A 22,589-nucleotide genomic window follows, 5' to 3' on the forward strand; every position below is an offset into this window, starting at 1 on the left:
AAACCTTAACGAATCTTATAAACTTCAACTATCAGTAAGCCAGGTTTGAATTTCGCAAACAATGGATTGATGTTTGCAACCTGTAAACCACTCAGCTACTGATATTTGTTAAAATTTAAACAAAGATGAAACTTAACAATAATACAATCTTAATAACAGGCGGAACAAGCGGCCTTGGCCTTGAATTTGCCACCCAATTAATTGATCTTGGTAATACCGTAATTATTACGGGCCGCAATCAGGCTAAGCTTGATGAAACCAAACTGAAACTGCCGCAAATCCACACCTTTAAAAGCGATGTAAGCGACCCCGATGCAATTATAAATTTATACAACCGGGTAGTTAACCAATTCCCTGAGCTTAACATCCTCATTAACAACGCAGGCGAGATGAGAAGGCTCGACCTGCACGACAGATCGCTCGACTTAAATAACATCACCCGCGAAATTGAAATAAATCTATCGGGACCTGTTAGAATGGTGCAACAGTTTTTACCGCATTTGCAAACAAAAAGCAACGCCGCCATTATGAATGTAACATCAGGGATAGCGTTTGTTCCTTTTCCACTGGCACCAATTTACGGGGCAACAAAATCAGGTTTGCAGTCATACACAAGGTCGTTACGGGTTCAGTTAAAAAAGGATGGGATTAAAGTGTTTGAGTTAGTTGCGCCCGGAGCAAAAACGCCCTTAAATGATAAGTTTGCGGGCGATGTAGATCCTAAAATGTTAATGGATGCCGGTACGCTGGTTAATGCCGCCATAAAAGGATTAAAAAAGGATCAATTTCAAATTTTCCCGGGGATAGCTTCTTTGCTGGCGTTACTAAGCCGTTTGGTACCTTCACTTATTTTTAACCAGATGAGCAAAATCGCTGAAAGATCATTAGCCATTTAACCGTGAGTTGGTGGTTTCATACCCTAAGAATTTCATACTTTAGGACGTGATAAATTACTTATCATTTAAAGTATGATTTACAATTACCTCATCTATTTCTTCCTGTTTGCCGGTGTATTATTTAGTATCGTAACACGTAAATTAACTATTTGGGCCGCTTTGTTGGGCAGTATAATGGGCTTATTGGTTTTTAAGGGAGGCGGTTACAATGGATTTATTTCACTTGGCATATTTTTTATTTTAGGATCAACTGCAACAAGTTTTGGCTTAAAAAAGAAACAGGAAATTGGTGCAGCAGATAAAAGTACCAGCCGGAGAACTGCCGGACAAGTGATAGCCAATGGTGGCGCTGCGGCAATATTAGGTGCGGCTGCATGGTACAATCCGGCCTTGATACATTTAATGCAACTAATGATGGCCGGAAGTTTGGCAGCAGCTACTGCCGACACTTTATCGTCGGAAGCCGGTACAGTGCTGGGTAAAAATTTTTATAACATAATAACGTTAAAAAAAGAGGAGCGCGGGTTAGATGGCGTGATCAGTATCGAAGGAACACTTACAGGGGTTGTTGGATCACTTATAATTGCATCCGTTTATTCCATTGGTCATGATTGGAATAATGAGCTGTTATGGATTGTAATTGCCGGAACTTTTGGGAATATTTTTGACTCCATCCTGGGCGCTACGCTGGAAAGCGCGCATTTAATTGGTAATAATCTTGTAAATTTTTTGAATACCTGTATCGGAGCGGCGGTATGCCTGTTGTTGTTTTACCTATAAAACAAGCCTTTATTTACCAATTAACGCACTTTTAGCAAAAAAAAGGAATTAAAATAAAACAACATTTAAATATGAGGGTTTAATCAATAATTAAAGCTACATTTGTAGCTATTTAAAAATCAATATAATGCAAGAAGGAACAGTAAAATTTTTTAATGAAGAAAAGGGTTTTGGATTCATCACCCCAAGTAACGGAGGCAAAGAAGTCTTTGTTCATTCATCAGGACTGATTGACCGCATTCGCGAGAATGACACAGTACAGTATGAGGTTGAAGAAGGCAAGAAAGGCCCTAACGCGGTAAGAGTAAAAATAGCTTAAAACTATAATAAATGATCGTGAAGCATTTTCCCTAATAGGGAAAATGCTTTTTATTTCCTTCAGCTGTTTACAGCTCTCCTTCTTTTCTTAGAAAAGGATTTTTATCAAATCACCCATTGAATGCCATTCTTTACGGCATAACTCTTATTATTAAATGAGACAACTTAAGATAACTCAGTCCATAACTAATCGCGAAACCCAATCGCTCGATAAATATTTAACAGAAATTGGTAAAGTTGACCTGATAACTGCACAGGAAGAGGTTATACTTGCACAAAAAATAAGGGATGGTGACCAGGCCGCTTTAGAGCGTTTAACAAAAGCTAATTTACGTTTTGTGGTATCTGTTGCAAAACAATATCAAAACCAGGGCATTACGCTGGGCGACTTAATAAACGAGGGTAACCTTGGCCTTATTAAAGCAGCCAAACGTTTTGACGAAACAAAAGGATTTAAATTTATTTCATACGCCGTTTGGTGGATCAGGCAGTCTATCATCTCCGCTATCTCTGATCAATCCCGTTCTGTACGTTTACCATTAAACCAGATCGGAACATTAAGTAAAATCAGAAAAATTCAGTCACAACTGGAGCAGGAATTTGAAAGAGACCCAACACCGGAAGAACTGGCTGAAAGCCTTGAAACAACAGTTGAAAAAATTGCTGATTCACTAAGAAATTCAGGTCGCCAGGTATCAATTGATGCGCCTTTTCAACAAGGGGAAGAGGGTACCTTGCTGGACGTTATGCACAATAACGAACCGACAACCGATAGTATGCTGATCCATGATTCGCTTGCTACAGAACTTAACCGTTCCCTGTCAAAATTGGGAGAAAGAGACCGTGAAGTACTGGTATTATTTTATGGCTTAGGTAACAATCATACCCATACACTTGAAGAAATTGGCGAAAAATTTATCCTAACCCGCGAACGGGTTCGCCAGATAAAAGATAAGGCCCTGCAACGGATCAAACAATCCTCTCGCAGTGGTGCACTACAGTCTTATTTGTAGACAAAGTTTTTCATAGCGATGGGTCTAAAACTCATCGCTATGTATTTTTCTCAATAAGGTGACGGACTTGTCGCCGTCCACCCCCCATCTACAACCAAACTTTGCCCTGTGATATGCCTGGAAGCAGGCGAGACAAAAAACAAAGCTGCATTGGCAATATCCGCTACTGTTGCAGGCTTTCCCAAAGGTGTAATGCGCGACCATGTTGCAAGGTATTCGCTGTCCATAAGCGTTCTTTCTGTTAAAGTAGCACCCGGAGCAATGGTGTTAATCGTAATACTATACTCCGAAAGTTCTACCACTAAACTTTTAGCAAGCATTTCCAGGCCGGCCTTTGTCATTCCGTAAGCCGCGAGGTTCTTATGCGCCTGGTGCCCGGTTACTGACGACATTAGTAACATGCTCCCGCCTAATCCCTGTTTTTTTATTTGGATAGCTGCTTTTTGTGTTAAAAAGAAAGTACCGTACAGGTTTAAATCCATTACCTGTTTTAATGATTCAGGTTGATAATCTAAAAATTCACCAAAAGTGGTGATCCCCGCATTGGCGATTATTATGGTTAGCTTTCCGAATTTATCAACTGCTTCATCAACCAGATGCTGAATAAATTCAACGTTTGATACATCCCCCGCAACCGCATGGCAAATGCAACCCTGTTTTTGAATCTCTGTTGATGCGTTTATGGCTAAGGCTTCATGAATATCATTAAGAATAACCGAGGCTCCTTCCAGCGCAAGTTGCCGGGCAATCTCAAAACCGATACCCTGCCCTGCGCCGGTTATTATCGCCACCTGGCCGGTGAATTTTTTATCTGTCATCGTTATTAGCGTTTATAATCAGCCTCAATGTGAATCTCTCAAAACCCCGCTCCCGCTAGCACCCTTTAAAAAACCAAAATCGGCACCTAAATGTGCTTGCTCTACGTTTTGCTGGTATAGCCAGGTATAGCCCCGGTTAGTTAACGCATTAAAGGGTTCAAGCTGCTTTTTTCTTTCGTCAATCTCAACATCCGAGAGCTCAACATGAAGCGTTTTATTTAAGACATCCAGGGTTATGAGGTCACCATCCTGAACAATAGCTATGGTACCGCCAACAGCTGCTTCCGGCGAAACGTGTAAAACTACAGTACCGAAGCCTGTACCGCTCATTCGTCCGTCGGAGATCCGTACCAGATCTGTTACGCCTTTTTCAAGCAGTTTTTTAGGAATGGCCATATTGCCGACCTCAGGCATACCGGGGTACCCTTTTGGGCCAACGTTTTTAAGTACCAGTACACTGTCTGCATCTACATCCAGCAAAGGATCATCAATTCTGGCTTTATAATCCTCAATATTTTCAAACACAACCGCCTTGCCTGTATGCTGCATTAAAATCGCGTTTGCTGCCGACGGTTTTATAACTGCGCCATAGGCACATAAATTCCCTTTTAAAACAGTTATTCCTGCAGCCAGGTTAAATGGTTCATTTACAGTGGCTATCACCTCCCGGTTAAAGCACTCGCTATTTTGATAATTCTCCGATATTGGTTTCCCGCTAACAGTAATAGTCTCCCGGTTTAAAAAGGCATCCAGTTCCTTCATTACAGCCGGGATTCCACCTGCGTAATAAAGATCCTCCATAAAATATTTTCCAGACGGCTGCAGGTTTGCCAGCAAAGGAATCCCTTTTGCAGCGGTGTCAAAATCGTCAATGGTCAGGTTTATACCTATCCTCCCCGCTATAGCCAGCAGGTGAATAATAAAATTAGTTGAGCCGCCAATGGCCGCGTTGGTTAATATCGCATTTTCAAAAGCTTTCAACGTTAATACATCAGATAATTTCAAATCATCTCTAACCATATCTACTATCCGCATCCCTGAAAGATGCGCCAAAACTTTCCGACGCGAATCTGCCGCCGGGATCGCGGCGTTTTCGGGTAACGAGAGCCCCAGCGCTTCGGTCATCACGGCCATAGTCGAAGCCGTTCCCATCACAGCACAGTGTCCCCTGCTCCGCGACATGCAGGCTTCGGCTACATTCATTTCTTGTTCCGACATCCGGCCCGAACGCTGAGCATCTGAAAAACGCCAAACATCAGAGGTGCCTATATCCCGCCCCTGGTATTTACCCGTAAGCATCGCCCCGCCTGATACCACGATGGTTGGGATATTTACGCTACATGCCCCCATAATAAGTGACGGTGTAGTTTTATCGCATCCGCAAAGCAGCACAACACCATCCAACGGATTGGCCCTGATGGATTCTTCCACATCCATGCTTACAAGGTTACGGTAAAGCATGGCAGTGGGTTTAATAAGTGTTTCGCCTAATGACATTACCGGAAACTCAACCGGGAACCCGCCAGCCTCATAAACGCCGTGCTTAACTGATTCTGCCAGTTCCCTGAAATGAGCATTGCAGGGCGTAAGTTCTGACCACGTATTACAGATTCCGATCACAGGCTTACCTTTAAACTCATGAGCGGGAATACCCTGATTTTTCATCCACGAACGATAGATAAAACCATCCTTGCCTGTTCTGCCAAACCATTCGGCACTTCTCAGTTTTTTTCCGGCCATTGTTTATAATTGAGGTTTATGAATCTCAAAGTTAGTTTTTTTACATTCACTTCAAAGCCATCAGAGACAGGTGGCATCGTCTGATTGAAATAGATTTATAAAACTAATTGTATGTATCTTTACCGGAATGATAAGATTTCACAGCGATAAGATTCAACGCTCAGGCCCAAAATGGCTGTTTGCAATCCTTCTGATGCTGAGTTTTTTTATTTCTTCGGGTCTGGCTATTCAATCTCCGGTAAAAACGGCCGGCATAGCAACCACCCTGCTGCAAAGCCATCCAAAAATGGTTGCCCAAAGCATAAGTTATAACAGGGCGGTAAGGCTAAATCAAAAAGGTGTTCATGCTTTTAATTTCCTTATTACATTTCCGAAGGCTTTAATCAATCTGCACACCTGTAAGGTTAAGGTTCAATTAATCCATCTTAATAACAGCGCCAACACCATTGCAGCGCAAACTTATTTTCCCGGCTTTCACAATATCACACACCAAAACACTGGCGACCAACATCCGTTGGCATAATAACCTTCTTTTCAACTGCATTCGCGGTAAAAATCAATTTATAAGCTTGCTGACGAAGATTCAGCATTATCGGTTATTTTTTTTAATTCAGATATGAAATATCTAAAAAGGGTAGTAAGGCTTTGCGCTTTAGTACTATTTATGACACTTGCAGTAGCAGGTATCGGTATGTTTGGGGTTGCGCCAATATTGAGTAAAGACAGGAAATTGTTTGCAGATACTGAATCAGTAACTGAAGCCAGGGAAAACACAACTTCGGGCAACACAATACCAGATGATGTTAAGTTCTAATTTTTAATGCACATATTAGTACATGCAAAAGTATTATTTACTAATCTTATTATTTTTCGCCGGGCTAATTGCGTCCGCGATATCGCCACACGACTATTTTACATGGATACTGGAAGTTTTCCCGGCTATAATCGGTTTAATAATTTTACTGATAACTTTTAAGAAGTTCAGATTTACCTATTTAACTTACTGCATGATACTGATCCATTGCTGCATATTATTCGTTGGCGGTCACTATACTTATGCAATGGTGCCGCTATTCGATTGGATAAAAGATTTTTTTCATCAAAGCCGCAATAATTATGATAAACTTGGCCATTTTGCTCAAGGTTTTGCACCGGCTATGATCGTAAGGGAGGTTTATATCCGCCAACAGATTATTCAAAAGAAAACATGGATCCCGTTTTTAACAGTAGTGGTATGTATGAGCATCAGCATGTGTTATGAATTTTTAGAATGGTTTGTTTCGGTTGTTTCAGGTTCTTCCGGCGACTCGTTCTTAGGTTCGCAAGGCGACATATGGGATACCCAATCTGATATGCTTTTTGCAACTATAGGTGCCATCTGCATGGTGATATTTTTCTCAAAACTGCAGGACAGGAACATTGATACATTTCAGACAAGCAGATAGATGCAAAAAGCCAGCCCACAAACTGAGCGACCCGCTAAAAAAAGAACCGGAAAATTTTTAATTGATAGCGTAACATTATTTCGAGGGTTTATTCTAAAGTTAGCCGGCACAAATAAACTTGTAGTTGTAAAGGCATTATCATAGTTTTATCTGTAATTAACTGACCAAAATCATCAAACAAAATGAAGCACTTTTACTTTAAACCAATTTTCACAGCGCTGATGCTGGGCAGCGTAAGCCTGTATGCACAGCAGGAGCCTGTTGATACTGCCGTATTTTCCAAAATAAGGAAAGCCGAGATGAGCAACTCGCATATCCCAACCATTGCACATTACATTACCGACGTAGCCGGACCTCGCCTCACCAACTCGCCCGGCTACAAACGGGCAGGAATGTGGGCTGTTGAAACCATGAAAAAGTGGGGAATGGTGAACACCGCAATGGAACCATGGGGAAATTTCGGCAAGGGATGGGAAATTGAAGATTTTAGCATTTCGTTAAAAGCACCGTATTCGCAATCGTTAATTGCCTATCCTGAACCATGGAGCGGCAACACAAAGGGCCCGGTTCATGGCGAAGTGGCATTATTGCCAGCCGCAAGTGCAATGGACACTGCCTATTTGCTTAAACATATAGGTGATTATAAAGGTAAATTTATTTTGATTGCAGGTAAGTCGCCGTCATACGATGTTGATTTTAAACCATCAGCAACACGCCTTACAGACGAGGAACTGGCTAATATGAAAGATACTTACATGCTTTCGAGAAAAGTTATGGAAGGTTACCTTGGCTACTTTAAAACAATCAGCCGCGTTGCAGATATTCTTCAAAACTCAGGCGCGCTTGCTGTAATAACCGCAGGTGGAGAAAACATTAACGGGACCACCTTTGTACAGGGTTTTTCCGGCTATAAAACCAACAATGCTGAGAGCACGGTTAAGGTATCTATCGCGTCAGAAGACGGGCAGCGGATGAAACGGTTAATTGAATCGGGACATAAAGTTGAACTTGACTTAAATGTTAAAGCAAAATTCAATGACGCTGATATTAAAGGTTACAATGTTGTAGGCGAAATCCCGGGAACTGATCCTAAGCTAAAATCGCAGCTGGTGATGCTGGGCGGTCACATGGATGCCTGGGCTTCATCAACCGGGGCAACAGATAACGGTGCTGGCTGCATAGTGATGCTGGAAGCGGTGCGCTTGCTTGATTCATTGGGCCTAAAACCAAAACGTACTATCCGTATTGCCCTATGGGGCGGCGAAGAGCAGGGACTATTAGGTTCATACGGATATGCGAAAAACCATTTCCGCGGAACCGACCTTGTGTTAAAACCCGAGGCCGCCAAAGTTTCAGCTTATTTTAATCTGGATAACGGAACAGGAAAGATCAGGGGAATTTACGCGCAGGGCAACACTGCCATTAAGCCGATATTTGAGCAGTGGTTTAAACCTTTTAACGATTTGGGAGCAAACACGGTAACCATGAGCAATACAGGCTCAACAGATCACCTCTCTTTTGATTGGGCAGGCATCCCGGGTTTCCAGTTTATCCAAGACCCTATTGATTATGAAACCCGTACTCACCACAGCAATCAGGACAATTATGACCACCTTCAGATTGAAGATTTAAAACAAGCGGCCATAATAGTAGCTTCATTCGTTTACCAAACAAGCGTGAGAACTGATATGATGCCACGAAAACCATTGGAGAAAGAAACCTTTGTATTTGACGGATTGTAATATCAAACAGCATTATAAAGAAAGCCGCACCATTATTAATAATGATGCGGCTTCTTTTTAATAATTAAATTTATTTACTCCGCAACTGCAGCTTCATTAATCATGCTTTCAGCAGCCTCGGTTAGCGCAACATCGGTTGCCTTTTCATTTTCGAGCGTTTGTTGCAATAATTGGGCAACTTCTGTGTGGCCCATCGTCTCAGCGAAGGTTCTGAGTGATCCGTATGTGGCTATCTCGTAGTGTTCCACTTTCTGGGCGGCAAGTATTAAACCTGCATCCCTGGTATGGGTTCCTTTGTCGGTATCTTCAATTATGCTGGCAGCTTCCGCTAGCAAGCCTTCCATAGCGTCACATTTTTTTGCTACAGCCTTTTCATCAAGCAGGGAAAATACTTGCTCAAGGGTCTCAATATGGGTTTGAGTTTCATTGGTGTGCTTCTCAAAAGCAGCTGCAAGCTCTTTCGCTGTCGCGGCTTTTTGCATTTTTGGTAAAGCTTTTACCAGGTGTTTTTCGGCCCAGTAAATATCTTTCAATTCGTCAACAAAGAATTTATGAAATTCAGAGTCTGTCATTTTGCCGGTTAAGCCGGCAGGTTTTGTGCGGGATGTTTTAGTTGCCATTTTACTTTAGTTTTAAATAGATATTTGATTAGATAACATCAAACATTCTCACATTGTTTAAACTATTAAATTATTTTATTTATAAATAAGATAATTAACAACAATAAAACAAAAACATATTAACCAATTACATATTTTCCGAAATTAAGTTTCGTTTTTTTTAATTGTGTGTAGCGCTATTAATTTTCAGAACGTAATGCCTATTATAAATTATTCGCTAGAGAGATTATGAAAAACTTTAAAAACATTCAAAAAGGCTTAATGGTAAAGATTAGTGCGGTATGTATGTTATCCGTAGTATTGTCATCGTGTTTAAAAGATCACAGTTCAGATACACCTGCCCCGCCAGTAGCCTTGCTAACGGTTACCCAAGCTTCGCCTGACCAGCCTGGCCTGGATTTCTCCATTAATGGAACCCGTATTAATGCTTATGTACTTAACTTCGGAAGCAACATCGACTATTTCAGAGCTTACACTGGCAAACGAACCTTCACGTTCTCTAAATCGGGAACTACAACCACAGTTATAAGTGATACGGCAACACTGAAACAGAATGTGGCTTATTCATTATTTCTGGTTAACAAAGCCGCCACGCCGCAGCTTTTGTTACTAACCGATACCATTTCTCAGCCAACAACAGGAAATGCGGGTTTGCGCTTTGTAAATTTAAGCCCGGATGCCCCGGCAGTTGACCTGGCTGTAAAGGATGGTTCGGTATTAGTTACCAACAAAGGATTTAAAGGATTCTCAACCTTTCAGCCGATTGCAGGCAAAACCTATTCATTTGAGATCAGGAAAGCAGGCACTACTACGGTTTTGGCGTCGTTAAACAATGTTAATATTAGTAGCGGTTTTGTTTACAGCATTTATCTGCGCGGGCTTGCTGCTGCAACAGATGCGACCAAATTAACTGCTGATTTAATTATCAATGCCCACCCTTATTAGTCAAAAATACTATTTCTACGTTACCCGATCAGAAACCGCCAAAAACAGGCGGGTTTCTTTGTTTTAATCTTAAAACAAATGCCTAGTGTAACTTTTTCGCTTCAATGAGTAAAGCAGGGATAATTTTAGCATATTTATTAGTTAATGATTTACTATGAAGAAATGTTTACTCCCCGTATTTATTTTAATAGTTGCAAGTAGTGTTTCAGCCCAAAAACTCAAAAAAAAGCCGCTGGATCATTCCGTTTACGACAAATGGCAGAGCATTGACAACGAACGGATAAGCGACAACGGGAAGTGGATATTATATGTTATTAAACCACAGGAGGGCGACGCGGAACTGTTTATTACCGATAACAAAAACAGCAGCAGGACTCATGTTCCGCGGGCTGATACCGCCCGTTTTACTTCCGACTCGCGGTATGCTGTGATGCTGATAAAACCATTTTTTAAAGACATCCGGCAGGCAAAGATCAAAAAGAAAAAACCAATTGAGTTTCCGAAAGATACACTAGGGATAATTGTGCTGGGTAAAAACAACATTGAGAAAATCCCCGCTATCCGGTCGTTTAAAATAGCAGAGAAAGCATCTGTAATAGCTTACCTTTCGCCGGCTGATACTGTGAAGAAACCCGCTGCCGCCGATACTTCAAAAAAAGCGATTGCAAATACTATCGCCCCGCCGGTACGTGAAGGTTCTGAACTGTCAGTAAAACAATTACTTACCGGAAAAACGCACTCATTTGAATATGTAACTGAATACCAGCTCACAAAAAATGGTAAGCTGCTGGCGTTTGCTGTTACAGCACCAAAAAAATCAAAAAATATAAAATCAGGGTTATTTGTTTATGACATCGACAGGGATACGCTGAAAACGATAAGTAACGGGCGTGGCAACTACCGGAGCCTGGTTTTTGATGATGCCGGCAGGCAACTTGCTTTTGCCGCTGAAAAAAACCCTGAAAAAGCGCTTGTAAAGCCATTTAAACTTTACTATTACAATACGTTAAAGGATAGTGCGGAAGCCATTGCAGCTCCCTACTCGTTAGGGATGCCCGACAAATGGGCGGTAAGCGGCGATGGAAGAGTTTATTTTAGCAAGACTGGCGGCAACTTATTTTTTGGCACCGCACCCATTCCTAAACCTATTGATACTACACTGGTTGATTTTGAGTTGGCGAAGCTGGATATATGGAATTACAAGGACGATTATTTGCAACCCCAGCAACTGAAAAATCTGCAGCGCGAATTAAGGCGCAGTTATCTTGCTGTTATTCATCCGGCGACGGGCGATAAAAAACTGATCCAACTGGGCGATCCGGATATGCGGGATATTCTGGTTCCCGATAACACCGATGCCGGCTTTGTGTTAGGATTAACAGATACCGGCGCCCGCATACAAAGCCAATGGCAAGGCGCCGCCGATCAGGAGGCTTACCTGATAAACATCCGCACAGGCGGCAGGATAAGAATAAATGACCGTTTGAAGGGGCGATATAGTATTTCGCCGGATGGAAAATATGTAGTTTGGTTCGACTCAAAAGATCAAAACTGGCATAGTTATTCAATAGCAACAGGAAAAAAAACAAATTTAACTGCCAGGACCGGGGTAAAAATGGGCGAAGAGGATAACGATGTGCCTGATGACCCATCGCCTTACGGGATTTCTGCATGGGAACAACACGACAAAAATGTACTGATCTATGACCGTTATGATATTTGGAGCATTGCCCCCGCAACCGGCGAGGCGGTGAACCTAACTGGCGGTACCGGGCGAAAAAACAGGATCATATTCAGATACAACCTCACCAATTCAGAACAAAAATTCATTCCGGCCAAAACCACGCTTTGGATAATTGCCCAAAATGAAGAAAATAAACAATGGGGATATTACAAGAAGGAGCCCGGCAATCTTTCTGCTCTTGAAAAGGTAATAATAGCGCCTAATGGATACAGCAATCTGCAAAAAGCCAAAAACACCACCAATTTTATATACACCAAATACAGTTATCGGCAGTCGCCTGATTTGTACACATCAACTGATCTTAAAAATGAGATTCGCCTGAGCAATACCAATCCGCAACAGGCACAATATAATTGGGGCACCGCTGAACTGGTGGAATGGACAACGCCAAAAGGCTTTCATTCAAAAGGCATTTTATACAAGCCCGAAGATTTTGACCCAACAAAAAAATACCCGATGATCGCCTACTTTTACGAAAAATTATCGGACGGTTTATACAATTATATCCCCCCTGCTCCTACACCATCAAGGCTTCCAATTTCTTATTTTGTAAGTAATGGCTATTTGGTATTTGCGCCCGATATAAGTTATCAAAACGGCCACCCGGGGGCATCAGCAGTTGAGTTTGTTAATTCGGGTGTTGAGGCACTAAAGAAGAAGCCCTGGGTTGATGGTGCCCATATAGGCATACAGGGCCAAAGCTGGGGCGGATACCAGGTAGCTTACCTTATAACGCAAACAAACATGTACGCAGCCGCCTGGGCAGGAGCTCCTGTTGCAAATATGACCTCAGCGTATGGCGGTATCCGTTGGGAAAGCGGCGTTAACCGCCAGTTTCAATACGAGAAAACACAAAGCCGAATTGGCGCAACCCTGTGGGAAAAACCTGAGCTTTATATCGAAAATTCTCCCTTATTTCAATTACCGAAAGTAAATACTCCGGTGATGATCATGTCGAATGATGCCGACGGAGCCGTACCCTGGTACCAGGGCATTGAAATGTTTACAGCTTTGCGCAGGTTGGGCAAACCGGTTTGGTTGCTGCAATATAATGGCGAAGCGCACAACCTGGTGCAAAGACAAAACCGAAAGGACATCTCCATCCGCGAGCAGCAATTTTTTGATCACTTTTTAAAAGGCGCAGCAATGCCGGTTTGGCTTGATAAAGGAGTTCAAGCCGTAGATAAAGGCAAAGACTGGGGCTTTGAGCTGGAGAAGTAGTTGATTGACCATGGCGAATAGTCCAAGGTCAATCAATTTTGTTGGTTTATGTGGGTATATAACAACACCCAGAAGCTATAGCCTACCGCTGTTTACTACTCACTTTACTTATCGTCTTTAATCATCTTTAGCCCCTTGGTCCAGCGTAACAACTGATCAAGCATTAGTGTAGCTGCCTTGCTCAATCTTTCATCAGCTACAAACGAGTTTTCTTCGTTAATGAATTGGTGCAGCATCGGAATGTTTACCATTTCGCTAAGAGAAACTGTCTTTAAGGAAAGCAGGTCAGACTTAAGGCTCATCACAGCTCTCACTCCGGCGAACGCTCCGGCGCTGTAGCTCACTATTCCGGCAGGTTTATATGCCCACTCGTGTACCAGGTATTCCAAAGCATTTTTTAATGAAGCCGGGTAGCTATAGTCATACTCTGCGGTAACAAATATAAAGGCATCAGCCTCATCAATTTTTTCACTCCATTGTTTGGTATGCTCATGTTCATACTGGCGCATTATAGGATGAATAGCCTCATTCATCAGCGGCAGGCTAATTTCACCCAAGTCAAGTAACTCTGCTTCGAAGCCGTGCTCCTTTGCTATTTCGGTTATCCAATTAGCCACTATTGGCCCTTTACGGCCCGGCCGTACAGTTGATGATATTATTTTGAGCTTATACATACTTATAGTTTTTTGATACAAAAATATTACATGTTTAAACAACTATTGTATCTCTTAGGTAATCTTTAAGTAATTAAGTGGTTATTATCTATAATTTTCAGACAGTTCATAACTAAATACATATTTCTGCTAACAATATGACTGTTGCCATGTTAAACTTTCAGTTTACTATTTTAATCAATTAGCAATGAAAGCTTTATTTATCAATTGCACACTGAAACCCTCACCTCAGTTTTCCAATACAGGCGCTTTAATTGAAAAGGCGGAACAGCAGTTTAAAGATAACGGCATACAAACTGAAGTGATCCGCCTGGTTGACTATGATATTAAACCCGGTACCGATATAAATATGGGGAAAGGTGATGAATGGCCATCTGTGTTAGATAAAATAAAAAAGTGTAATATATTAATTATCGCCACTCCGATATGGATGGGACATATCGCATCAACTACCCAGCGGATGATAGAGCGATTGGATGCAATATTTCATAATGAGGAATTTGCAGATCCAATAACAGGTCAATATTTTACCTATAACAAAGTGGCAGGGTGCCTTATAACCGGAAATGAAGACGGCGCCCACGCCTGTGCTGCACAAATATTATGGGCACTTCAGGAATTAGGCTTTACAATACCACCTAATGTGAACGCTTACTGGGTAGGCATGGCCGGCGGTGGCGAGGACTATGTTGAAGCAGGAGGCGAGAAATTTTTCTATACCAATTACACCCTCCGCTGGATGATAGCCAACCTAACTTACTTTGCGAAGCTTTTAAAAACGAATCCCATTGATAGTAATTTAAGAGCATTAAAAGAACTGGCGAAAAAGGAAAGTAAACGTGATTAAACGAGTGAACGATTAAATCTATTCCGGCCAAATAACACCCAATACTACATTCCACCAGCGGATCATTTATAATCAAATATCAACCTGGTATTTTTAAAAATTCTCCGTCTTTTACAATACTCCCGGCAGCCAGGCTCAGGTCAACAGCATGCATCAAATCATTCCTTATATCTTCCGTTACCCGGTTAAACCCAAGCGTTTTAGCCACTATTGAAACAGCAGCCTCCCGTTGTATTCCTATCGCTTCCGCTACAACTTTTTTAATAGCCAAATCAATTTCTTCAGAGGCAATATATTGCAGCTTTTTTGAAGTTGATGAAAGATTGCTCCTGTCGCGCAACAGCGGCAGTTCCATTCCCTTTGGCCAAATAAAATCACCAACAGCTTTTACAGCTGCTGTTTGCTTTGCATAATCAGCAGCCTGATTTATAGTGTATTTAACCCTTGAGCTTATCTTTACACCAGCAGCATCTGCCATTCGGCGCACCATCTCATCAAAATGAACGGGCCCTTCCGTTTTCGCTATCAGCGTTATCCACGCAGCAAGTTGAGCGAAAGAATGGAGGTGTAAATCTTGCCTGGAAACTTCGGCTGGTAGTGTTGTAATTTCGTAAAGCGGAAGGCCGCTTTTAACTTCGGCACCCTTTTCCCGGTTAACCTGTACTACCTCGTGGCCCGCTGTTTCTTCTGCACTATCATCGTTTACAGTAAGTTCTTTGGCCTTTTCAATTGCAGCAACCAATCGGTTCAATTCGAGTTTAGGGTTTCGAAACCAGTCTGTGCTCCAGATCCGAAAGATCTTCCAGCCCATCGTTTCCATAACTTGCTTACGCAGGCGGTCCCTGTCGCTCGCTGACTTTGCCGACGCATAGGCTTCCCCATCGCACTCAATCCCCAAAATATATCGTCCCGGATTAAGTGAATCAACAATTGCCAAATCAATATAAAAAGCTTCCGAACCTACTTTCTTCCTTACCGTGTAGCCATTGGCGGCAAGCTGGTCGGCCACCTCGTCTTCAAAAGGCCGGTTCCTGTTGATAATTGCTTCACCTGGCGTGTCAAAACGGCCATGTTGTGCAAAATAAAGAAAGCTTTTCAGCGCCCTTATTCCAAATTTCGTTGATTCAGTTGGTTTTATATCTTCAGCGGTGATATTTGTAAACACTTCGCACCGCAACTTTGCACGGGTTATTAATACATTTAACCGCCGCTCGCCGCCTTCATTGTTTAACGGGCCGAAACTCATCGGCACCTTACCTTCTTCCGTTCGCCCATAGCCTATACTAATAAAAATAACATCACGCTCGTCGCCCTGAACATTCTCCAGATTTTTTACAAAGAAAGGTTCATGCACATGGTTGCGAAAAAAGTTCTCCAATTCGGGATGGAGTCTCCGTCGTCCTTCCAGTGTGTTTTGAATAGCCTGCATTTGCGCAGTGCTAAAAGCAACCACGCCAAGACTTTGTTTGGCATTGTGTAGAGCATGATAGATAACGGCATCCGCAACTGCTTCCGCCTCCAGCGGGTTCGTCCGGGTATTTCCCCTGTCATAAACCGCATTTTCCAGGTGGTGGAAGGAAAGCCCCATACGTGTTTTTGAACCGGGACTTGGAAATATCACCAATTTATTTTCGTAAAACTCCCTGTTCGAAAGACTGATGAGCGATTCGTGCCTGCTGCGATAATGCCACCTTAACATCCGCTGTGGCGCCCCTTGTGCATCACACATGCCCAATATACTTTGCAGGTCGGCGGTTACGTTGTCCTCGTCTTCAATTTCAGTATTTAATTTATCAAAAAAACTTGTGGGCGGTAGTTGTTTTGAATCGCCTACAACTACCAACTGCTTAGCCCTTGCTATAGCACCCAATGCCTCAACAGGCCTTACCTGGCTGGCTTCGTCAAATATAACCAGGTCAAATTCAATACTACCCGGGGCAAAAAAGTTAGCTATCGACATTGGGCTCATCATAATAACCGGCTTAATAGCCTGGATAGCCAGGGCAGCTTCCGAAATTAATTTACGAATAGGCATTAACCGCGATTTTTTATTAAACTCGCTCCGCAAAATATTTACCTGGCCACCAGCTTGCTGCCGTGGTACGCCTTCCCAATGTTTAAGGGCCACCCGTGCACGATTGTAATGCAGGTTAAGCAGATCGAGCTTTTTAAACTTTTCTATTACCTCCTCGTGACTGGCGCGTTCAAACTTCACCAGCGCCGGATTAAACGAAAAAGCTTGCTCAATAAGATATTCATACCAGGTTTTTTGCAGTGCAGTTTTCAAATATACAGCGGCTGCCTCCCATTCTAAAGAAGTGTTAATTAAAACTGACAGCCCTTCCTCCCCGGCAACCTTAGCCAGGTTATTCCAGGCAATCATTTTTTGAAGCTCCGCCAAGCGGCTTATCCAGTCTTCAATAGTTTGCTGCTGAACCCGAAAAAATAATTGATTTATGGAGGTGCCGGGTGACCGTACCGCCGGATCGATCTGTAACTTATCCAAAACGGCTTGCAAACTTTGCTCTTGTGTATCAAGTTTCAGGGAAAGTTGATCGAAGCTAGCTTTTGCTGAACTACTTTGTTCTGTTTTTAACAGGTATTCAATAATTGTCCTTGGAACGGAGCCTCCGGCAATCGCCGTTTGTAGCTGAGCGAGATAATAGGCGACTTTCAATAACGCGTCCCAGTCTGACCGCTGCTTCATCCAACGTTTTCCAAATAATCTTGTGGCAAGCGGCTCAAGCTCGTTTAAAATATTTTCCAGCCTCCGAGATTCAGAAATTGCATCAACTATCTTAATTTTTTCGGCTGCGCCAGACGGCAACGGTACTTTGCTTATAGATGCGAGCTGCTTTTTACTGTCCCCATAAGCAGCTATAGTGAATTTATACCATTTATCGCCATAAGCCATAAGGTTTTGGCGCATTTCTAAAACGTTTTGCGCCCATGCCTCTGGCGTTAATAAATCCTTATATTGCTGGCGTAGTTCAGCAAAGTGTTTGCCTGCCTCCAATAATTCAGCTATGTCACGCTGGTTTAAAACCCATTCGTCAGTATCTATATTGACCCCTTTTAGATCAGGACGCTGGTAGGCCAGCTTACACAATTCTAAAAGCTTACCTGCACCCTGCCTGTTGTTAGGTGTGTCAACGCCAAACTGGCCCGCAATAGTTTCAGCTGCCATTTGCAATTCTGTTAAAGCCAGTAATGCAACTGATAGTAATTGCTGGATAGCCTGTTCCTCATGCGGCAATAAAATAGTAAGGCGGCTCCCCCAAAAGAGTAACTTTGCAGGTATACCGATGTCCGTCAAGCGTGTCTGTATCCTGTCGGCCATAGCTTCCGCGCGGCTTATACGGTCCACATTCCATTTCTCAATTTCTGCGAGGGCTATCTTTGGCAAATGCTGTTGCGACGATACTTTAGAAATAGCAAGTAAAAACCCGATAACCATCTGGGCAGATAAACCGCTCCCTATAATAGCATTGTTTATCGCATTGCAATATTCGTTCAGTTCATTTCGATACGTTTCAAGCAAAAGCAGTTCCTGCTGAATTGAGTCAAAATTAGGTTTCCCAAGCTCAAGCACCCGCTTTAATTCTTCGTGCAGTTCTTTTTTATTTGCTTTGTGGCTATGAAGTTCCAGGCAGGCTTCACCCAAATTAATAGCATCCAGGCGTCTTTTCACGACATCAAGGGCGGCCATTTTTTCGGCCACAAACAATACCTTTTTTCCTTGCCCCACCGCGTTAGCTATCATATTGGTAATGGTTTGGGATTTCCCTGTTCCCGGGGGGCCCTGTATTACCATATTTCTGCCTTCATTTACGGCCAGCATAGCCAGCACCTGGGAACTGTCTGCATCAACTACCTGGAACAAATCGTTAGCAACAGTATCCGTATCCAGATAATCATCTTCGGTTGCAGTAGGTTCGGCATCTTTAAAACCATCTGTAAAAAGGGCACTGATGTTGGGATGATTGTACGGCAGTTCATTTTCCGGCCATTTACTGCTATCCAAGTCATGATAGATCATAAACTTACCAAATGAAAAAAAGCCTAACTCTATGGCATCGCGTTCGATTTCCCAGTTGGAATAACGGGCAATGCGACTTTTGATATCAGCAAAATACTGTTCAATGTTAAACTCATCTGTTTCGGGAAGATCAGGAATTGTTACATTAAAATCAGTGAGCATTTTTGCCTGCAGCGAAAGATTAGCGCCGATTTCTACCCCGCTGTACTTAAGCCTGAAACGTTCATTTGCACTTGACCGCTCCAGTAACACAGGTACGAGCAGCAGTGGTGCCCGCCTTACATCCCCGTTATTACCATCCTCATACCAATTTAACATTCCCAGTGAAAGATATAACGAGTTGACACCTTGCTCTTCGATGCTTGTCCGCGCAAAATAATAAGTATTTAAAAGCTTTACCTGTAGTTTAACATCATTTTCACTGGTTTGAAGTTTGGTATCCTGGTAAGCTTCCTGCAGTTCGGGTTGCGAAAGCACAGGCAACAAAGTCCCCTCTTCCCCGTTTGGGTTTTCAGGAAGCCCCAAAAATGTCATTGCTTTATTTTGCTTTGCCAGTATGTCATATATAAAAACCGACTTTTCCTGTATAATGTGCAACCCGCGGGCTTTTGATGTTTTGTAATTAAGTAAAGGATTGCGTAAACCAAGATCCAATAATTCTTTACGCGATGCCTCCAGGCGGGATAAAATAGTTTCCTGCATAGTATTGTTTAAGAAATTATAAACATACGGATTATTAGTGACCGACCATCGGGCCGATAAATACTGTCAAATTAAATAACAGTAAAGTACATTTTATTAAACAATAAAGGCGATCTCTAAAGACCGCCCTCAATGTTTTCAACTTATTTATGAATAATTATTTCAGACCGTTGTCGGGTTCCTGATAATTCCAATAAGAAATGCAATTATAGCAATTACCAATAATGCATGAATTAAACCTGTTGCTGAGTACGCAAATACCCCTATCGCCCATCCAATTATCATAATGACTGCGATGATATAAAGTAGTGATCTCATAGTGTTGTTTTTTTAGTTAAATGTATTACCTATCACTTAAAAACCGTGCCAAAGTATTTGCTGCTTTTATTTGTACGGTGACTGTAAAAGTTGTTTGGTAAAACGTACGGTTGTGAGTACAGGATATTAGATATACCCGGAAGTAATGGGTATAAAAACGCAGCGTTGCCAAGAGTTTGTTACTCCCTGACCGGCTCAATAAAGATCTGTTTTATTTTAGGGAATTCCATTTGAATGGCTTTAGTGATGCGTTCAATAGCATCGGTAATCTGGCGCGTAGTTAAATCATCTTTGAAAACTGTGTTCAATTGCAACAAAACCTCTTCCGGTGACATGTAAGTACTGAAATGCTTTTTTACTTTAATAACAGCGATGTCAGACTGGGTGAGCATTATAATTTTCCGGAGCGTTTTGCGGCTTGTAGATTCGCCAAGCAACAAACTCTTGCTTTCGCGCACTAACACCGCCGAAATACACACCATTATCAGACCAATAGTCATTGATGCAATGCTGTCATAGTAAGCGTTATTAAGCAGGTGGCCTAAAAAGACTCCCAAAAAAGCAACTATCAATCCCAGCAAATCGCCTACATCTCCTAAAAGTACGATGATTGTTGATGAGTCCCTGGTTTGCTTTATTGCTTTCCAAAATGGAATGCTGCCGCGTTGCCTGTTAAATTCTTTTCCTGTAAAATAAAGGGATACACAGGTAAATATAAATGCTATAATCAAAACACTGTAATCCCAGGCCTGGTGATCATCAAGTACCGGATGCTCCAACCGCAATACTCCCTGGTAAACGGACACACATCCGCCCAAAACAAATATCATTAATGATACTATAAATGACCAGAAATACAGCTCCTTCCCGTATCCAAACGGCCTGCTAAGATCCGCTTTACGCCTGCTGTTTTTAATCCCCCATATAATCAAAAGCTGGCTTACAGCGTCAATTATAGAATGAACCCCTTCAGATACCATTGACGAACTGCCGGTAAATGTAGCTGCAGTAAATTTTGATGTTGCAATAAGCAAATCAACAGCCAAAGAAACATAAATAAAAGTTTTTGATTTCATCCTTGCGGTACAACACGCCTTTGATAAATTAGTTGAATAGATAAGTTATTACTAACTAAACCTTTTTAATCTAACTTCCGGAATAAAAAGAAGTCAATCCGGATCTTCGCCTTTAACAAAAAACTGCTTGTTAAAATTAACCAAATAAAGTTCCGTAACAGCACGGGTGCATGCAGTGTAAAACCAACGCAAAAAATCAGTATTAACCATTTCTTCCGTTAGATACCCCTGGTCAATAAACACCGCATCCCATTGCCCGCCCTGCGCCTTGTGACAGGTGATCGCGTAGGCAAATTTTATTTGCAGTGCGTTATAGTAAGGATTTTGCTTAAGCTCGTTCCACTTAGCTCGTTTATTGGGAATATGCTCATAGTCTTTCATCACTTCCTGGTAAAATCTTTTTTGATCGTCCTGCAACAAAGCAGGTGCCTCTGAATACAAGGTATCCATCATTATCTTACAGTCAATAACCGGATCTTCTGCGTAATCAATAAATTCCAGCTGCACATCGGCAAAGCGAAAACCATACATATCCTCAAAGCGGCGAACCTTTTTTATGCGGGCAATATCCCCATTGGCTATAAACCCGGTACTGTTTTCTTCCTTTTCCTGCATCCAGAAATAGTTATTCTTTACCACCATCACCTGGTCGCCCCCGGTAAGCTCTTCCTCGCGGTACAAAATCCGGTTCCTAATTTGCCGATTATAGGCATTCGCATTTTTGTTCGACCTGCAAATAACCAGCGTATTATCATTACCATATTTATTATAAGCGTAATTAAGCCCTTCCTCAAGCATATCCCCTCTCATGCTGTACACATCCTTATAGCCTTTGGTAATTATCTGAGGCATCTTTTCCTTGCCACGTCTAATGATATCCCTAACCTTTGTAACATTAAACAATATGCCCGAGTCTTTTTGCTGGCGCAGCACGTCGGTAAGTTCATAGGTAAATATATCAAGGCCAAACCTGTCTTTCATAAATTTAGGGTTGAGGGCCGGGCTGTCATCTGAGCCCACGGGCGGCAACTGTGCTGTATCGCCAACCAGCATCAGTTTACAGTTTTTTGTATTATAGGTGTAATTTATCAGGTCATATAACAGCGAGGCTTTCTGGCCGATACCAATATCGTCAGATATCATTGAAGCCTCATCAACAATAAAAAGTGTATTTTCTGCAATATTATCTCCAATTAAGAAACCCTCATCAAGGTTAGCCGCTGATTTTTTACGATAGATCTTTTTATGAATGGTGAAAGCCTTTCTACCTGAATAAGCCGTGATCACCTTTGCTGCGCGCCCGGTAGGTGCCAGCAATACATATTTAAAGTTATAGCTGCGTAAAGCCTTTACCAGCGCACTTACTATAGTGGTTTTGCCCGTACCGGCGTACCCTTTTAAAATAAAACATTCGTAGCCATTATTGCTTAGCAAAAACTCATCAATCTTGCCAAACAGTTCCAATTGTTGTTGCGTGGCTTCGTGCGGAAATGCTTTTTGAATATTATCGGCGGGCATTAGTTGGGTAGCTGATTTTGTTAATTTATTACAAGGGTAAATTTAAGAATTAATTAACGGGTACCACCATTCATATGCTACGGTTCGGTTAACAACGCCTGTTCTTCAAAATCCGATAACCGGCCGCCGGACT

Annotated in this window: 19 protein-coding genes; 11 read left to right on the forward strand and 8 right to left on the reverse strand. The window is 42.1% G+C overall.

Annotated elements, in window-relative coordinates:
- Positions 1 to 125 precede the first annotated feature (125 nt).
- From MuYL_RS15015 to MuYL_RS15030, 4 genes are all read left to right on the forward strand, one after another.
- Positions 126 to 896, forward strand: a complete 771-nt coding sequence (locus MuYL_RS15015; protein WP_094571345.1) for an SDR family oxidoreductase — start codon at positions 126 to 128, stop codon at positions 894 to 896.
- Between the two features lie 72 nt (positions 897 to 968).
- Positions 969 to 1,676 (forward strand): DUF92 domain-containing protein, encoded by a 708-nt coding sequence (locus MuYL_RS15020; RefSeq protein WP_094571346.1) that lies wholly within the window; start codon positions 969 to 971, stop codon positions 1,674 to 1,676.
- Between the two features lie 127 nt (positions 1,677 to 1,803).
- Entirely contained in the window at positions 1,804 to 1,995 is a 192-nt protein-coding gene (locus tag MuYL_RS15025) for a cold-shock protein (protein ID WP_094571347.1), read from the forward strand.
- A gap of 154 nt (positions 1,996 to 2,149) precedes the next feature.
- Entirely contained in the window at positions 2,150 to 3,007 is an 858-nt protein-coding gene (locus tag MuYL_RS15030) for a sigma-70 family RNA polymerase sigma factor (protein WP_094571348.1), read from the forward strand.
- Between the two features lie 50 nt (positions 3,008 to 3,057).
- On the opposite strand, the gene MuYL_RS15035 is transcribed toward MuYL_RS15030, so the two are convergent.
- Positions 3,058 to 3,825, reverse strand: a complete 768-nt coding sequence (locus MuYL_RS15035) for an SDR family NAD(P)-dependent oxidoreductase (RefSeq protein ID WP_094571349.1) — start codon at positions 3,823 to 3,825, stop codon at positions 3,058 to 3,060.
- A gap of 24 nt (positions 3,826 to 3,849) precedes the next feature.
- Positions 3,850 to 5,565 carry an IlvD/Edd family dehydratase gene (locus tag MuYL_RS15040; protein WP_094571350.1) on the reverse strand — a complete coding sequence of 572 codons (1,716 nt, stop codon included), beginning with the start codon at positions 5,563 to 5,565 and terminating at the stop codon, positions 3,850 to 3,852.
- Positions 5,566 to 5,692: 127 nt separating this feature from the next.
- Between MuYL_RS15040 and MuYL_RS15045 the strand changes: the two genes are divergently transcribed.
- The 4 genes from MuYL_RS15045 (at position 5,693) to MuYL_RS15055 (ending at position 8,752) form a co-directional block, all read left to right on the forward strand.
- Complete coding sequence (locus MuYL_RS15045; RefSeq protein ID WP_094571351.1) at positions 5,693 to 6,088, forward strand: hypothetical protein; 396 nt, start codon at positions 5,693 to 5,695, stop codon at positions 6,086 to 6,088.
- 93 nt (positions 6,089 to 6,181) lie between these two features.
- Positions 6,182 to 6,379 carry a hypothetical protein gene (locus MuYL_RS23255; RefSeq protein ID WP_157740860.1) on the forward strand — a complete coding sequence of 66 codons (198 nt, stop codon included), beginning with the start codon at positions 6,182 to 6,184 and terminating at the stop codon, positions 6,377 to 6,379.
- 22 nt (positions 6,380 to 6,401) lie between these two features.
- Positions 6,402 to 7,010, forward strand: a complete 609-nt coding sequence (locus MuYL_RS15050) for a DUF2238 domain-containing protein (RefSeq protein WP_094571352.1) — start codon at positions 6,402 to 6,404, stop codon at positions 7,008 to 7,010.
- 182 nt (positions 7,011 to 7,192) lie between these two features.
- Positions 7,193 to 8,752, forward strand: coding sequence for a M20/M25/M40 family metallo-hydrolase (locus MuYL_RS15055; protein WP_245845568.1), 1,560 nt, complete (start codon positions 7,193 to 7,195; stop codon positions 8,750 to 8,752).
- Between the two features lie 74 nt (positions 8,753 to 8,826).
- On the opposite strand, the gene MuYL_RS15060 is transcribed toward MuYL_RS15055, so the two are convergent.
- Positions 8,827 to 9,372 (reverse strand): YciE/YciF ferroxidase family protein, encoded by a 546-nt coding sequence (locus MuYL_RS15060; protein ID WP_094571353.1) that lies wholly within the window; start codon positions 9,370 to 9,372, stop codon positions 8,827 to 8,829.
- Between the two features lie 228 nt (positions 9,373 to 9,600).
- Between MuYL_RS15060 and MuYL_RS15065 the strand changes: the two genes are divergently transcribed.
- Positions 9,601 to 10,317, forward strand: a complete 717-nt coding sequence (locus MuYL_RS15065; protein ID WP_094571354.1) for a DUF4397 domain-containing protein — start codon at positions 9,601 to 9,603, stop codon at positions 10,315 to 10,317.
- A gap of 154 nt (positions 10,318 to 10,471) precedes the next feature.
- Positions 10,472 to 13,282: a S9 family peptidase gene (locus tag MuYL_RS15070; protein ID WP_094571355.1), complete on the forward strand. Its 2,811-nt coding sequence runs from the start codon at positions 10,472 to 10,474 to the stop codon at positions 13,280 to 13,282.
- 104 nt (positions 13,283 to 13,386) lie between these two features.
- Here MuYL_RS15070 and MuYL_RS15075 read toward each other — a convergent pair whose 3' ends face one another.
- Positions 13,387 to 13,956 (reverse strand): NADPH-dependent FMN reductase, encoded by a 570-nt coding sequence (locus MuYL_RS15075; protein ID WP_094571356.1) that lies wholly within the window; start codon positions 13,954 to 13,956, stop codon positions 13,387 to 13,389.
- 187 nt (positions 13,957 to 14,143) lie between these two features.
- Between MuYL_RS15075 and MuYL_RS15080 the strand changes: the two genes are divergently transcribed.
- A complete protein-coding gene (locus MuYL_RS15080) occupies positions 14,144 to 14,803 on the forward strand; it encodes a flavodoxin family protein (protein ID WP_094571357.1) in 660 nt (219 codons plus the stop codon).
- 79 nt (positions 14,804 to 14,882) lie between these two features.
- Here the strand turns inward: MuYL_RS15080 and MuYL_RS15085 are convergent, their stop codons facing one another.
- The 4 genes from MuYL_RS15085 to MuYL_RS15095 form a co-directional block, all read right to left on the reverse strand.
- On the reverse strand, positions 14,883 to 19,544 hold the full coding sequence (locus tag MuYL_RS15085; protein WP_094571358.1) for a DUF3320 domain-containing protein: 4,662 nt from the start codon (positions 19,542 to 19,544) through the stop codon (positions 14,883 to 14,885).
- A gap of 162 nt (positions 19,545 to 19,706) precedes the next feature.
- Positions 19,707 to 19,862 (reverse strand): lmo0937 family membrane protein, encoded by a 156-nt coding sequence (locus MuYL_RS23260; RefSeq protein WP_157740862.1) that lies wholly within the window; start codon positions 19,860 to 19,862, stop codon positions 19,707 to 19,709.
- A gap of 179 nt (positions 19,863 to 20,041) precedes the next feature.
- Positions 20,042 to 20,938, reverse strand: a complete 897-nt coding sequence (locus MuYL_RS15090) for a cation diffusion facilitator family transporter (protein ID WP_094571359.1) — start codon at positions 20,936 to 20,938, stop codon at positions 20,042 to 20,044.
- A 93-nt stretch (positions 20,939 to 21,031) separates the two neighbouring features.
- On the reverse strand, positions 21,032 to 22,456 hold the full coding sequence (locus MuYL_RS15095; RefSeq protein WP_094571360.1) for an ATP-dependent DNA helicase: 1,425 nt from the start codon (positions 22,454 to 22,456) through the stop codon (positions 21,032 to 21,034).
- Positions 22,457 to 22,589 lie beyond the last annotated feature (133 nt).

Source organism: Mucilaginibacter xinganensis, assembly GCF_002257585.1.
GTDB classification, from domain to species: domain Bacteria; phylum Bacteroidota; class Bacteroidia; order Sphingobacteriales; family Sphingobacteriaceae; genus Mucilaginibacter; species Mucilaginibacter xinganensis.

Bases quoted from the DNA above. Each gene is read 5' to 3' on its own strand.
- MuYL_RS15015 (WP_094571345.1), top strand. From the start codon at position 126: ATGAAACTTAACAATAATACAATCTTAATAACAGGCGGAACAAGCGGC.
- MuYL_RS15020 (WP_094571346.1), top strand. From the start codon at position 969: ATGATTTACAATTACCTCATCTATTTCTTCCTGTTTGCCGGTGTATTA.
- MuYL_RS15025 (WP_094571347.1), top strand. From the start codon at position 1,804: ATGCAAGAAGGAACAGTAAAATTTTTTAATGAAGAAAAGGGTTTTGGA.
- MuYL_RS15030 (WP_094571348.1), top strand. From the start codon at position 2,150: ATGAGACAACTTAAGATAACTCAGTCCATAACTAATCGCGAAACCCAA.
- MuYL_RS15035 (WP_094571349.1), bottom strand. From the start codon at position 3,825: ATGACAGATAAAAAATTCACCGGCCAGGTGGCGATAATAACCGGCGCA.
- MuYL_RS15040 (WP_094571350.1), bottom strand. From the start codon at position 5,565: ATGGCCGGAAAAAAACTGAGAAGTGCCGAATGGTTTGGCAGAACAGGC.
- MuYL_RS15045 (WP_094571351.1), top strand. From the start codon at position 5,693: ATGATAAGATTTCACAGCGATAAGATTCAACGCTCAGGCCCAAAATGG.
- MuYL_RS23255 (WP_157740860.1), top strand. From the start codon at position 6,182: ATGAAATATCTAAAAAGGGTAGTAAGGCTTTGCGCTTTAGTACTATTT.
- MuYL_RS15050 (WP_094571352.1), top strand. From the start codon at position 6,402: ATGCAAAAGTATTATTTACTAATCTTATTATTTTTCGCCGGGCTAATT.
- MuYL_RS15055 (WP_245845568.1), top strand. From the start codon at position 7,193: ATGAAGCACTTTTACTTTAAACCAATTTTCACAGCGCTGATGCTGGGC.
- MuYL_RS15060 (WP_094571353.1), bottom strand. From the start codon at position 9,372: ATGGCAACTAAAACATCCCGCACAAAACCTGCCGGCTTAACCGGCAAA.
- MuYL_RS15065 (WP_094571354.1), top strand. From the start codon at position 9,601: ATGAAAAACTTTAAAAACATTCAAAAAGGCTTAATGGTAAAGATTAGT.
- MuYL_RS15070 (WP_094571355.1), top strand. From the start codon at position 10,472: ATGAAGAAATGTTTACTCCCCGTATTTATTTTAATAGTTGCAAGTAGT.
- MuYL_RS15075 (WP_094571356.1), bottom strand. From the start codon at position 13,956: ATGTATAAGCTCAAAATAATATCATCAACTGTACGGCCGGGCCGTAAA.
- MuYL_RS15080 (WP_094571357.1), top strand. From the start codon at position 14,144: ATGAAAGCTTTATTTATCAATTGCACACTGAAACCCTCACCTCAGTTT.
- MuYL_RS15085 (WP_094571358.1), bottom strand. From the start codon at position 19,544: ATGCAGGAAACTATTTTATCCCGCCTGGAGGCATCGCGTAAAGAATTA.
- MuYL_RS23260 (WP_157740862.1), bottom strand. From the start codon at position 19,862: ATGAGATCACTACTTTATATCATCGCAGTCATTATGATAATTGGATGG.
- MuYL_RS15090 (WP_094571359.1), bottom strand. From the start codon at position 20,938: ATGAAATCAAAAACTTTTATTTATGTTTCTTTGGCTGTTGATTTGCTT.
- MuYL_RS15095 (WP_094571360.1), bottom strand. From the start codon at position 22,456: ATGCCCGCCGATAATATTCAAAAAGCATTTCCGCACGAAGCCACGCAA.